This is a genomic window from Pseudomonas sp. GM17, from assembly GCF_000282175.2.
GTDB classification, from domain to species: Bacteria; Pseudomonadota; Gammaproteobacteria; order Pseudomonadales; family Pseudomonadaceae; genus Aquipseudomonas; species Aquipseudomonas chlororaphis.
The window spans coordinates 2,481,220-2,493,748 of record NZ_CP124732.1; the positions used below are offsets into that span (position 1 = coordinate 2,481,220).

14 protein-coding genes are annotated in these 12,529 nt (G+C 64.1%); 7 read left to right on the forward strand and 7 right to left on the reverse strand.

All coding sequences use genetic code 11. The features are described from left to right. Positions 1 to 56 precede the first annotated feature (56 nt). Positions 57 to 1,118, forward strand: a complete 1,062-nt coding sequence (locus tag PMI20_RS11130; protein ID WP_081502466.1) for an AraC family transcriptional regulator — start codon at positions 57 to 59, stop codon at positions 1,116 to 1,118. Here PMI20_RS11130 and PMI20_RS11135 read toward each other — a convergent pair. Continuing rightward, positions 1,075 to 2,529: a TrkH family potassium uptake protein gene (locus PMI20_RS11135; RefSeq protein WP_007929741.1), complete on the reverse strand. Its 1,455-nt coding sequence runs from the start codon at positions 2,527 to 2,529 to the stop codon at positions 1,075 to 1,077. The two genes, PMI20_RS11130 and PMI20_RS11135, sit on opposite strands and share 44 nt — an antisense overlap. 120 nt (positions 2,530 to 2,649) lie before the next feature. Here PMI20_RS11135 and PMI20_RS11140 point away from each other — a divergent pair, with 120 nt between their 5' ends. After that, positions 2,650 to 3,216, forward strand: a complete 567-nt coding sequence (locus PMI20_RS11140; RefSeq protein WP_007929740.1) for a nitroreductase family protein — start codon at positions 2,650 to 2,652, stop codon at positions 3,214 to 3,216. Between the two features lie 69 nt (positions 3,217 to 3,285). Here PMI20_RS11140 and PMI20_RS11145 read toward each other — a convergent pair whose 3' ends face one another. The 6 genes from PMI20_RS11145 to PMI20_RS11170 form a co-directional block, all read right to left on the reverse strand. Next, positions 3,286 to 4,626 (reverse strand): sensor histidine kinase, encoded by a 1,341-nt coding sequence (locus PMI20_RS11145; RefSeq protein WP_101337146.1) that lies wholly within the window; start codon positions 4,624 to 4,626, stop codon positions 3,286 to 3,288. A 66-nt stretch (positions 4,627 to 4,692) separates the two neighbouring features. Then, the gene (locus PMI20_RS11150) at positions 4,693 to 5,130 is read right to left on the reverse strand and encodes a Spy/CpxP family protein refolding chaperone (protein ID WP_007930074.1); all 438 of its coding nucleotides are present in this window, start codon (positions 5,128 to 5,130) and stop codon (positions 4,693 to 4,695) included. 255 nt (positions 5,131 to 5,385) lie between these two features. Further along, the gene (locus PMI20_RS11155; protein ID WP_007930075.1) at positions 5,386 to 6,063 is read right to left on the reverse strand and encodes a response regulator transcription factor; all 678 of its coding nucleotides are present in this window, start codon (positions 6,061 to 6,063) and stop codon (positions 5,386 to 5,388) included. Between the two features lie 7 nt (positions 6,064 to 6,070). Continuing rightward, a complete protein-coding gene (locus tag PMI20_RS11160; protein WP_007930076.1) occupies positions 6,071 to 6,481 on the reverse strand; it encodes an SH3 domain-containing protein in 411 nt (136 codons plus the stop codon). A gap of 110 nt (positions 6,482 to 6,591) precedes the next feature. Beyond that, positions 6,592 to 6,891: a YciI family protein gene (locus PMI20_RS11165; RefSeq protein WP_007930077.1), complete on the reverse strand. Its 300-nt coding sequence runs from the start codon at positions 6,889 to 6,891 to the stop codon at positions 6,592 to 6,594. 1 nt (position 6,892) lies between these two features. Continuing rightward, positions 6,893 to 7,489, reverse strand: coding sequence for a septation protein A (locus tag PMI20_RS11170; RefSeq protein WP_007930078.1), 597 nt, complete (start codon positions 7,487 to 7,489; stop codon positions 6,893 to 6,895). Between the two features lie 87 nt (positions 7,490 to 7,576). On the opposite strand from PMI20_RS11170, the gene PMI20_RS11175 reads away from it, so the two are divergent. From PMI20_RS11175 to rluB, 5 genes are all read left to right on the forward strand, one after another. Next, positions 7,577 to 8,440, forward strand: a complete 864-nt coding sequence (locus PMI20_RS11175) for a PHP domain-containing protein (protein WP_007930079.1) — start codon at positions 7,577 to 7,579, stop codon at positions 8,438 to 8,440. Positions 8,441 to 8,453: 13 nt separating this feature from the next. Further along, positions 8,454 to 9,083, forward strand: a complete 630-nt coding sequence (locus PMI20_RS11180) for an L-threonylcarbamoyladenylate synthase (protein ID WP_009042694.1) — start codon at positions 8,454 to 8,456, stop codon at positions 9,081 to 9,083. Beyond that, the gene (locus tag PMI20_RS11185; RefSeq protein WP_007930082.1) at positions 9,084 to 9,902 is read left to right on the forward strand and encodes a segregation and condensation protein A; all 819 of its coding nucleotides are present in this window, start codon (positions 9,084 to 9,086) and stop codon (positions 9,900 to 9,902) included. A gap of 12 nt (positions 9,903 to 9,914) precedes the next feature. Further along, complete coding sequence (gene scpB / locus PMI20_RS11190) at positions 9,915 to 10,961, forward strand: SMC-Scp complex subunit ScpB (RefSeq protein WP_007930084.1); 1,047 nt, start codon at positions 9,915 to 9,917, stop codon at positions 10,959 to 10,961. Between the two features lie 320 nt (positions 10,962 to 11,281). Next, complete coding sequence (gene rluB, locus PMI20_RS11195; protein ID WP_007930085.1) at positions 11,282 to 12,496, forward strand: 23S rRNA pseudouridine(2605) synthase RluB; 1,215 nt, start codon at positions 11,282 to 11,284, stop codon at positions 12,494 to 12,496. Positions 12,497 to 12,529 lie beyond the last annotated feature (33 nt).

A 12,529-nucleotide genomic window follows, 5' to 3' on the forward strand; every position in this document is an offset into this window, starting at 1 on the left:
TAGTATCCTTGGGAAATCGGCCGTGGCATGCGGCTCATCATGTAAAAGAACCCACCATGAGCGAACGAACGACTTCTGCAAGCTGGGCGATGGGAATTGTCAAAGCTCTGGAGATGGACGGCCTGGATTGCCGTGCATTGTTCAAGCAGATCGGGCTCGACTATGCCGCGCTGGACGACCCGGACGCACGCTTCCCCCAGGACTCGATGACGCGTCTCTGGCAGCGTGCGGTGGAGCAGTCCGGCAACCCGGCGATCGGCCTGAACATGGGCAAGGTGGTGCGACCGGCCTCCTTCAACGTGGCCGGGTATGCCCTGATGTCCAGTCGTACCCTGGCCGAGGGTTTCCAGCGTTTGGTGCGCTATCAGCGGATCATCGCGGAAAGCGCTGATCTGAGTTTCCGACTTTTACCTGAAGGTTATGCGCTGATTCTGACGGTGCACGGCGATCATCTACCGCCGACCCGGCAAAGTGCCGAGGCTTCGCTGGCCTGTGCGCTGGCGCTGTGTGGCTGGCTGACCGGGCGTACGCTGCAGCCGCGCCAGGTCCTGATGCAGGGGGTAGTGCCGGTCGATCTGGAGCCCTACAAGCAGGCGTTTCATGCGCCGCTGGTGTTCAACGCGCCTTACGATGGATTGATTTTCGAGCGGGCCGATATGGAGGCGCCGTTGCCGACCGCCAATGAAGCCATGGCGCGGCTGCATGACCGCTTTGCCGGTGAGTACCTGGCGCGCTTCTCCGAAAGCCGGGTGACGCATAAGGCGCGCCAGGCGCTGTGCCGGTTGTTGCCCCAGGGCGAGCCGAAGCGCGAAGCCGTGGCCCAGACCTTGCACCTGTCCCAGCGCACCTTGCAACGGCGTCTGCAGGAGGAGGGCACCAGCTTCCAGACCCTGCTCGACGACACCCGGCGTGAACTGGCCGAGCAGTACCTGGCGCAGCCGAGCATGACCCTGCTGGAGATTGCTTATCTGTTGGGGTTTGCCGACCCGAGCAATTTTTTCCGCGCTTTCCGCCGCTGGTTCGATGCCACGCCCGGCGAATACCGGGCGCGATTGCAGGAGTCCGGGGCCGCTGTCAGTGACGCCAGAATGCCGGAATACACAGTACGAATACGGTGATGATCTCCAACCGCCCGAGCAGCATGCCCAGGGACAGAATCCACTTGGCGGCGTCCGGCAGGGTGGCGAAGTTGCCGGCCGGGCCGATGGTTTCGCCCAGGCCCGGGCCGACCCCCGACACCGTACTGGCCGCACCGGTCAGGGCGGTCATCCAGTCCACACCCAGCAGCGACAGCGCCAGGGCGATCACGCAGATGGTGATGGCGAAGAAGAACGAGAAGGTCAGGATCGAGCGGACGATTTCCTCGTCGAGACGGTGACCGTTGTACTTCTGCTTGATCACCGCGCGCGGGTGGATCAGCTGGTTCAAGTTGGCCTTGAGCAGGATATAGGCGACCTGGAAGCGGAAGATCTTGATCCCGCCGGCGGTCGAGCCGGAACAGCCGCCGACGAAGCCCAGGTAAAAGAACAGCATCAGCGAGAAGTTGCCCCACAGGCTGTAGTCGCCCAGGGCGAAACCGGTGGTGGTGACCACCGAGGTGACGTTCAGCGCAACGTGACGCAGGGCTTCCAGCCAATGCAGCTGGGTGGTCCACCAGTACCAGGTGCCGAGCACCAGCCAGGTCACCAGCAGCATCCCGAGCAGGCCCTGGACCTGCTGGTCCTTGATCAGCGCCCGGCGGTTGCCGCGCAGGGTGGCGACGTACAGGGTGAACGGCAGGCTGCCGAGGATCATCACCACCACCGCCACCCAGTGCACCGCCGGTTGCGGCCAGTGCGCCAGCGAGCTGTCGGACGTGGAGAAGCCGCCGGTGGAAATCGCCGACATCGCATGGTTGATCGCGTCGAACAGGCTCATCCCGGCCCACCAGAAGGCCAGGCTGCCGAGAATGGTGATGCCGACATACGCCGCCACGATCAGCCGCGCCACCATGTGCGAACGCGGCATGACCTTTTCCGAGCGGTCCGAGGATTCGGTCTGGAACAGGCGCATGCCACCGATGCGCAGCAGCGGTAGGATCGCCACTGCCATGCCGATGAAGCCAATGCCGCCGAGCCAGTGCAGCAGGGAGCGCCACATCAGGATGCCCGGCGACATGTTGTCCAGGCCGCTGAGCACGGTGGCGCCGGTGGCGGTGATGCCGGACATGCTTTCAAAGAACGAGTCGGTGTAGCTGATGTGCTGGGTCAGCAAAAACGGCAGGGCGGCGAAGATGCACACCACCACCCAGCTGGACACTGTCAGCAGGTACATGTCCCGCGGACGCAGGTGCACATGTTCCGGGCGCCCCGGTATCACCAGGGCCAGGCCGGCGACGAAGGTGATCATGCTGGCCCAGAGGAACGACGGCAGGTCGCCGGTGCGTTCGAACAGCACCAGCGTCGCCATCGGAATGACCATGGCGATGGCCAGGGTGATCAGGAAAATGCCGATGATGAAACCAATGATCCGTAGGGTCGGCAAAGCCATGAGGTCCGCTCGGGGCTGATAAGGAGGGCGCCATTCTACCTGCGGCGCAGAGCATGTAAACCGGCACCCGGAAGGCACTTCCCGGTAGAATGGCCGGACATTTTTTTCAGGAGGTGGCCGATGGAGGCTCTCGACGCATTGCTCAACCGTGTTTCCGTACCGCGTCTGGTGGACCCGGCGCCGACGGCGGCGCAACGCGAAGCGCTGTTCGCGGCGGCATTGCGCGCCCCGGATCATGGCCAGTTGCGGCCGTGGCGCTTTCTGACGGTGGAAGGCGCGGCCCGCGAACAGTTGGGCGAGCTGCTGGTGGAGGCGGTGCAATTGCAGGGGGGCGAAGTGACCCAGGCGGCCCTGGACAAGGCCCGTGCCATGCCATTGCGCGCGCCGTTGGTGGTGGTTGTGGTGGCTCGCCTGCAGGAACACGTCAAGGTGCCGAAGTCGGAGCAACGGCTGGCGGCCGGCTGTGCCGCCCACGGCATCCTGCTGGCGGCCTATGCCCAGGGTATCGGTGCGGTGTGGCGTACCGGCGAGCTGTCCTATTCGCCCCATGTCGCCAAGGGCCTTGGCCTGGGCGAAGGTGAAGAGATCATCGCCTTCCTGTACCTGGGCACGCCGCTGAACGAGCCACGGGTCGCGCCCAAGGTGGATACGGCGGAGTTCGTCAGCGCCTGGTCGGGCAAGGCCTGATCCTAGAGTCGCGGTGTAGCGGATAGCCAATCGCGGGCAAGCCTCGCTCCGACTTGCCCGCGATGCTTTTCAGGCCTGAGCGCTAACGCCTGGCACCAACGGCAACGCCAGGCTGGCGATAAAACCACCCTGCGGATGATTGTCCAGGGTCAGGCTGCCGCCATGGCGTTCCGCGGCGCGTCGGGCGATGGCCAGGCCCAGCCCGTGACCCGGCGCGGTCTGGCCCGGGGCGCGGTAGAAGGGTTCCCCCAGCTGGCGCAAATGTTCGGCCTCCACACCGGGGCCGTGATCGCGGACGCTGAGCACGATCCTGTCCCCCTGACGCAATGCCTGTACTTCGATCGGCTGTCCGGCCGGGTTGAAGCGCTGGGCATTGCGCAGCAGATTGTCCACCGCCCGCTCGATCATGGTCGGCCAGCCCTTGAGGCTGAGTTGCGATTCGGCCTGGATGTTCACCGGCTGTTCCGGGCAGGCCAGTTGGGCATCCTTCTGCAGGTTATCGAGCAGGGCGTTGAGGTCCACCTCTTCGGCGCTGGCGTTGTCGGCATCGACCCGGGCCAGCACCAGGATTTCGCTGATCAGCGCTTCCAGGCGATCGCACTCGCGGGTCAGGCGCGGCCACAGGCGCTCGCGCTCCTCGACCGTGGCCCGCTCGGCCAGCGCCAGGGCGATGCGCAGGCGCGCCAGCGGCGAGCGCAGCTCGTGGGAGACGTCGCGCAGCAGTTGGCGCTGGCTGCCGATCAGGCTTTGCAGGCGCGAGCCCATGCGGTTGAAGTCCTTGGCCAGCACGCCGAACTCGTCGCGGCGGGCGGCCAGGCGAGCCAGGCTGTTCTGTTGGTAGGTGGCCTGTCCCAGGTCATGCACCGCACCGCGTAAACGGCTGAGGGGGCGAGTGATGGACAGGGTCACCAGCAGGCTGAACAGGGTCAGCACCACCAGCGCGATGGTCAGGGCACTCAGCGGCCACAGCAGGCTGTCGCGGTGCCAGGCGTCCAGTTCCGGGTGGGGGATGCGGTAGATCAGCAGGTAGGTCTCGCCAGTTTTCGGGCTGGTGTATTCGGCGGTCAGGCGCCGCCAGGGCAGGCGCCGGTCATCGTTGTTCTGGCGGGCCTCCAAGGCGGCCGCGCGGCGCGGGAAGGTGCCGCGGACCACCGGGTCGCCGGCGTCGTTGAGCACTTGCACGTTGACGTGATACTGGTGCTTGCGCTGCTCCAGGATCTCCTGGGCGGCGTCTTCGCCTTGTTCTTCGTAGGTGCGCGTCCACTCTTCGGCCAGGGTATTGAGGCCCGGATGGCGACTGAGGATCCAGGCATCCTGGTTCAGCATGTGGCCAAGCAGAATCGACAGCCCTGCAACCAGGGTGATGGCCAGCCAGAAGCTGGCGAGGATGCGCCAGAACAATGAACGCACGGGAAGTCCTCAAACAAGGAAAGCCCAGTGGGGGCGCCACTGGGCTGTGGGATAAGCGCTAAAGTATTATTGCGCTTTTTGCGGCTGTTGCGCTTTCCAGGCCTTGAACTCGGCCCATTCGGCGCGGCGCTCGGCGTGTTTCTTCTGAATGGCGTCAAACTCTTTCTGTTGTTCCGGCTTGAGCAGGGCGCGGATGTCGGCTTCGGTTTTCTGGCGCTTGGCGGCGATCTCGTCCTTCATGGCTTTCTGGTCGGCCGGCGACAGTTTTTCCAGGTACTTCTGCACCAGCTGCTTGCGCTCGTGCATCTGCTCACCCATCAGCTTGCGGATCTGCTGGCGCTGCTCTTGGCTCAGGTCCAGCTGGCTGTAAGGGCCTTTGCCCCGCATGTGTTCGCTGTGGCGCGGGCCATCCATCGGCCCCATGGGGCCTGCGCCTTCCGGCATGGCCATGGCCACGGTCGGCAGGGCGGCGGCGAACATCAGAGCGATCAGGGTCTTGCGCATGGTGTATCTCCTTGTCTCATTCCCGGTCAGTTCCGGATGTGTGCAGATTACGCAGAGCAAGGTCAGCGGCGGTCAGCGAAGGGTAAAGCTTGGGTAAAGACGTTTTTTGGCGAAACTGACATAACCCCTGTAGCCGCTGCCGAGCCTGCGAGGCTGCGAACGACCGGTACGCTCGCGGGGATCTTGCGAATGCAGGACGGCGGCGCCCTATCGCAGCCTGCGGCAGCGGCTGCAGGACCAGGGATCTGTTCAGAGTCAGAGGCTGTAGTAGTAGCCGCGGCTGCGCAGGGCGACGATGCGCGGGCGGCCGTCGGGGTGCGGGCCGATCTTCTTGCGCAGGTTGCTGACGTGCATGTCAAGGCTGCGGTCGTACAGGGTCAGCTTGCGGCCCAGGGCGATCTGCGCCAGTTCCTGCTTGTCCAGCGGTTCGCCCGGTTGCTTGAGCAAGGCTTCCAGCAGGCGGCTTTCGGAAACGGTGAGGGTGATGTCCTGTTCGTCGATGCTGACCACGCCGCGCACCGGGCTGAAACACAGGTCGCCCAGCTCCATCTGGCTGGACACCGCGGTCGGGTGGCTGCGGCGCAGCACAGCGCGCAGGCGGGCGGTCAGTTCACGCGGGTCGCAGGGTTTGGCCAGGTAGTCGTCGGCGCCCAGCTCCAGACCGAGGATGCGGTCCAGGGGCTCGCCGCGGGCCGAGAGCATCAGCACCGGCAAGTCCGGGTGGTCGCTGCGCAGTTGCTTGAGCAGTTCCAGGCCACTGCCGTCGGGCAGCATCACGTCCAGCACCACCGCCGCCGGGGCGTGATCGGCCAGGGCGCGACGGGCGCTCAGGCCATCGTGGCAGGCCCGTACCTGAAAACCCTCCTGGCCCAGCCAGCTGGTCAGGAGCTCGCAGAGCTCCTGGTCATCGTCAATCAGTAACAGGTCGCTCATGAATCACTCAATTTAGCCATTGTCGACGCTTTCTATGTCCACCACTGGCGAAGATACCGCAGAGCAGGGCCAATAGCGCTACCCCGGCGCCGGTGACGAACCACTGTTGCTGATCGGTCAGCAGGCGCGGCACGGAACTGGCCTGGACTTCGCGCAGTTGCAGCTTGAGGCGCTGATTCTCCTGGCGCAGGCGGCTCAGCTGGGCGCTTTCGCGCTCGCTGTCGGCACCCTGCAATTGCCGGGTCAGCTCTTCACGCTGGCGCTCGCTGTCTTTGAGGCGCTGCTGCAATTCGTTGATCTGGCTGCCGGCACTCAGGGACAAAGGCGTCGAATGCCCCGGGTCCGTGGTTTCTTCGGCGGAGGCGCTCGCCCCGATCGTTAACATGACCAACAACAGGCACAACAGACCTTGGCGCATCGCAACTCCTGATTCCAATCGAGTGTTGGGCAGGTTGTCGGCAGTCAAACGAGAATAATGAGCGATTGAGAGCGCGATGAACCGATAAGGTTCACCGCGAGGGAGAGGATTTACGGCAGGACTTGCTTGAACGGCTTGACCACGACGCTGGCATAGACACCGGCGGCGACGTAAGGGTCGGCGTCGGCCCAGGCCTGGGCGGCGCTCAGCGAGTCGAATTCGGCGACGATCAGGCTGCCGGTGAAACCCGCGGCGCCAGGATCATTGCTGTCGACGGCAGGGTGTGGCCCGGCCAGTACCACGCGACCTTCGGCCTTGAGCTGCTGCAACCGCTCCAGATGCGCCGGGCGCGCGGCCAGGCGGTTTTCCAGGGAGTTGGCGACGTCTGTAGCAATGATTGCGTAAAGCATGTCAGTCCTCGGTTTTCGACGTGGTGGGTTCGGTGTCGTGAAGATGGCGCGACAGGTAGATGCCCTGGCCGACCAGGAACAGCACGGTCATGCCCAGGCTGCCGAAGACCTTGAAGTCGACCCAGATGCTCTGGAAGGTGAAGGCGACAAACAGGTTGGCGGCGCCGCAGAACAGGAAGAAGGCGATCCAGGCGATGTTCAGGCGGGTCCAGACCGGATCCGGCAGGCTCAGCGCGTGGCCCATGATGCGCTTGATCAGCAGGCGGTCGCCGATGAAATGGCTGCCGATAAAGGCCAGGGCGAACAGCCAGTTGACCACCGGTGCCTTCCACTTGAGGAAGGTCTCGCTGTGGAAGGCCAGGGTCAGGCTACCGAACACTAGGCAGGCGACCAGGGTCAGCCACTGGCTTTTCTCCAGCTTGCGCTGGGAGATGAACAGCGCGCCGTAGACCACCAGGGAACTGACGATCAACACCGCCGTGGCGCTGTAGATACCGCCTACGGTCAGTTGTTGACCGGCAATGTCGACGACTCGGGGATCGATTTTGTAGACGATGAAAAACAGGAACAGCGGGATGAAGTCGATGAATTGTTTCACAGTGGCAGCCAGAAGCAGGATGTGGCGGCATAATAACAAACATCCATGGTAGCGAAAGCGCCAGCTGACTTGAGGTTGAACAGTCCCGTGAATGTTGATTTGCACTGCCACAGCACGGCCTCCGATGGCGCCCTGGCGCCCGCGGCTCTGGTTGCGCGTGCGTTCGAGAAAGGCGTGCGAGTCCTGGCCCTGACCGATCATGACACCCTGGAAGGCCTCGACGAGGCGCGCCTGGCGGCCCATGAACTGGGCATGCAACTGGTCAATGGCGTCGAATTGTCCTGTACCTGGGGTGGGGCGACCATTCATGTGCTGGGCTACGGCTTCGACGTCAATGCGCCGTCATTGGTCGAAGCCATCGGCAAATTGCACGACGGTCGCTGGCTGCGGTCCGAAGAAATAAGCCGCAAGCTGGCGCTCAAAGGCATGCCGGGCGCCCTCGAAGGGGCCCGGGCGATCCAGCAGGAACTGGGCGACAGCGGCAATGCGCCGGCCCGGCCGCACTTCGCCGATTACCTGGTGCGCGCCGGTTTCGTGAAGGACCGCGCCGAAGCTTTTCGCAAATGGCTGGGGGCCGGCAAGCTGGGCGACGTCAAGCAGCACTGGCCGACCCTCGAGGAAACCGTCGAGACGTTGCGCGCGGCGGGGGCCTGGGTCAGCCTGGCGCATCCCTGGCATTACGATTTCACCCGCAGCAAACGTCGCCGCCTGATTGCCGACTATATTCAAGCAGGTGGCCACGCGATCGAGGTGGTCAATGGCCATCAACCCGCCGAGCAGGTGGGCAGCCTGGCCATCCTTGCTCGGGAGTTCGGTCTGCTGGTGAGCGCCGGCAGTGATTTTCATGGCCCTGGAGGCTGGTCCGAGATAGGCGAGTATCGCCCGGTTCCGGAGGATCTGCCGCCGCTCTGGTGTCGGTTCAAACATGACCCAATTATTGCCGCCGTCTGAACAGGTAGAGAATGTGAGTCAATTTTTCCAGATTCATCCGGAAAACCCGCAACCGCGCCTGATCAAACAGGCTGTCGAAATCATCCGCTCAGGGGGCGTGGTGATTTACCCGACCGACTCGTCCTACGCCATTGGCTGCCAGATCGGCGACAAGAGTGCGGTCGAGCGCGTGCGGCGCCTGCGGCAACTGGATGACAAACACAACTTCGCGCTGATCTGCAGCGACCTGTCGCAGTTGGGCCTGTTCGCCAAGATCGATACCGGCACCTTTCGCCTGCTCAAGGCGCATCTGCCTGGGCCTTATACCTTCATCCTCAACGCCACCCGCGAAGTGCCGCGGCTGTTGCTGCACCCGAAGAAACGCACCATCGGCCTGCGGGTGCCGAGCCATCCGATCGCCCTGGCGCTGCTGGCCGAACTCGGCGAGCCGCTGATGAGTGTCAGCCTGATCATGCCCGGCGAAACCGAGCCGATGAACGACCCTTATGAAATGCGCCAACTGCTCGAGCATCAGGTCGACCTGATCATCGATGGCGGTTTTGGCGGCATCATGGCCTCCACCGTGATCAACCTGGCCGATGGCGAGCCGGAAGTGATCCGTATCGGCTGCGGCGACCCGGCTCCCTTCATGGTCGAGGCCTGAATGTCCGCAGTGGAACACGTCGACGACCAGGCCGGAGCGCAGCAGGAGCTGCCCTTTGCGATGGTCTATGGCCAGGCGGTCATGGAAATGCCGCTGGACCTGTACATCCCGCCGGACGCCCTGGAAGTCTTTCTCGAAGCCTTCGAAGGCCCGCTCGACCTGCTGCTGTATCTGATCCGCAAACAGAACATCGACATCCTCGACATCCCGGTGGCGGAAATAACCCGCCAGTACATGGGCTATGTCGAGTTGATGCAGTCGGTGCGCCTGGAGCTGGCCGCCGAATACCTGGTGATGGCGGCCATGCTCGCCGAGATCAAGTCGCGCATGTTGTTGCCGCGCTCGGCCGAGGTGGAAGAGGAAGAGGAAGACCCGCGCGCCGAACTGATCCGTCGCCTGCAGGAGTATGAGCGCTTCAAGGCCGCCGCCGAAGGCATCGACGGCCTGAGCCGGGTCGGCCGCGACGTCATAGTGCCCAAGCTCGACGCCCCGGAAGCCCGGGCGCGCAAGTTGTTGCCGGATGTCGCCCTGGAAGAGGTGCTGATGTCCATGGCCGAGGTGTTGCGCCGTGGCGACATGTTTGAAAGCCATCAGGTCAGTCGCGAGGCGCTGTCCACCCGCGAGCGCATGAGCGAGGTGCTGGAGCGGCTCAAGGGCGGTGGTTTTGTGCCCTTTGTCGAGCTGTTCACCGCGGAAGAAGGACGCCTGGGGGTGGTGGTGACCTTCATGGCGATCCTCGAGCTGGTCAAGGAATCCCTGGTCGAGCTGGTACAGAATGAGCCCTTCACGGCTATCCATGTGCGGGCGCGAGCCGAATAACGAGCTGAAACAATGAATCTGAATGAACCCCGCGAGCTGGCGCCACTGCTTGAAGCCTTTCTGTTGGCCTCGGGAAAACCGCAATCCATGGAGCGCCTGTTCGAGCTTTTCGAGGAAGGCGAGCGGCCGGACCCCGCGGTCTTCAAGAAGGCCCTGACCATTCTGGGCAAGTCCTGCGAGGGGCGGGCCTTCGAACTCAAGGAAGTGGCCTCCGGTTATCGCCTGCAGGTGCGGGAAAAGTTCGCGCCCTGGGTCGGCCGGCTGTGGGAAGAACGGCCCCAGCGTTACTCCCGGGCGATGCTGGAAACCCTGGCGCTGATCGCCTACCGCCAGCCGATCACCCGTGGTGAGATCGAGGATGTGCGGGGCGTGGCGGTCAACAGCCAGATCGTCAAGACCTTGCTGGAGCGCGAGTGGATTCGGGTGGTCGGCTACCGTGATGTGCCGGGCAAGCCGGCGATGTTCGCCACCACCAAGGCATTTCTCGATCACTTCAACCTGAAGAACCTCGACGACCTGCCGCCGCTGGCCGAGCTGCGCGAGATCGAGACCGAGCCGGTCCTCGACTTCGACGACGTACCGGTGCCCGCCAGCCTGCAAGCCCTGGCCGACGCCAGCACCGAACCGGAAGAGCCGAAGGAAGAGACCAGTTTCCACACCTTGCTGCTGGAGCTGGACTCGATGGAGGAGGGGATCAAGACCGACTTCGACGATCTGCATCGCGATGGCGCGGTCGAGTCGTCCGGGGACGATGTTATTGCCGGCGCCGAGGTGGACGCCGAGATCAGGGCCGAAGCGCACACTCGTGCCGAAGCCGAAGCCGAAGCCGAAGCCGAAGCCGAAGTACAAGTCGAGCACGATACCGAACTCGAAGCGGACGCCGACGACGAACAGGAAGTCGATGACGATGTGCTCGGCGTCGCCGAAGCCCGCGCCAAGCTGCTGGCCGCCGTGGCGGCTCTGGAACCGCCGGCTCCGGAACTGAGCGACGAAGAGGCCGAAGCCCTGGCGCTGGCCGAGGCCATCGAGAACGAAAGACGCCTGCAGGAAGACGATTGAGCCAGGCCTCTAGGCCTCTGTAGGAGCGAGGCTTGCCCGCGATCGGCAACGCCAGAATATGCCTGGCACACCGCATCAGCCTTTATCGCGGGCAATCCGGATCGCCGCCCGCTCGCTCCTACAGGCCAGGCGCCCACTGTCGGGCTGCCACCGGCCAGCGGAAAAATCGGTAGGCCACCACTTATCGGCTAGTCTCTGATGCGCAACCGACGCCATGAGCGTATGATTCGCGACCCTTTGGCGATCCCTTCGCCACAAGACCTGTTTTTATTACCGTTCAGGCCGCTCAAGCCTGAATCGACACACCGGGAGGTGCCCAGATGAGTGAAGATCAGCAAGACCAACAGGAAATCGGCCCAGCAGGCGAAAAGCTGCAGAAAGTCCTCGCCCGTATCGGCGTCGGCTCGCGCCGTGACGTGGAGTCCTGGATCAGCCAGGGCCGGATCAAGGTCAATGGCAAAGAGGCCACCCTTGGCCTGCGCGTCGACCTGCATGACGCCATCTCCATCGATGGCAAGGTGATCAAGCGCGAAGAGGCGTCCGAATCGGTCCGCCGCGTGATCATGTACAACAAGCCCGACGGCGAGATCTGCACCCGTGACGACCCGGAAGGCCGTCCGACCGTGTTCGACAAGCTGCCGCGTCCGCGAGAAGGCCGCTGGATCAATATCGGTCGCCTCGACATCAACACCACCGGCCTGCTGATGTTCACCACCGACGGTGAGCTGGCCAACCGCCTGATGCACCCGTCCTATGAAATGGACCGTGAGTACGCGGTACGTGTGCGTGGCGAAGTCGACGACGAGATGATCGAGCGCCTGAAAGCCGGCGTGATGCTCGAAGACGGCCCGGCCAAGTTCACCGACATCCAGCAGGCGCCCGGTGGTGAAGGTTTCAACCACTGGTACCACTGCGTGGTGATGGAAGGCCGCAACCGTGAAGTACGTCGCCTGTGGGAATCCCAGGGCCTGGTGGTCAGTCGCCTGAAGCGCGTGCGTTTCGGTCCGGTGTTTCTCAACTCCGACCTGCCGATGGGCCGCTGGCGCGAAATGAGCCAGTACGAAGTGGACGTCCTCAGCGCCGAGGTTGGCCTGACGCCGGTGGCGATGCCGCAGCTCAACGCCAAGAGCAAGGACAAGCTGGAACGCATGCAGCGCAAATCCTCGCGCCCGGTGGGCAAGAGCGAGCGCGTGCGGACTCTGCGTCCGGCCCATGGCGCGCCTGCTGCCGGTGCCCCGCGCCCGTCGCGCGAGCCGCAGATCGAAGGCGAGCGTCCAGGCCGCAAGCCCGCGCCACGCCAGGATGGCGAGCGCGCTCCACGGGCGCCGCGTCCGGCTGCCGGTCGGGGTGAATCGGGTCGTGGTACGCCAGTGGCGGATCGTCCGAGCGACACCAAGCGCCCGGCCAAGCCAGCGCCGAAGTCCAAGCGTCCGGGCATCGTCCTGGTCGACAAGGACGCACCGTCGGGCAAGCGCCGTGGCGCCCCGGCCGGTTCCGGCCAGCGCCCGGGGTTCGGTCGCCGCAAGCCCGAGTGAGGCAGCCTTGAGCTGCAAGCTGTAAGCGACCAG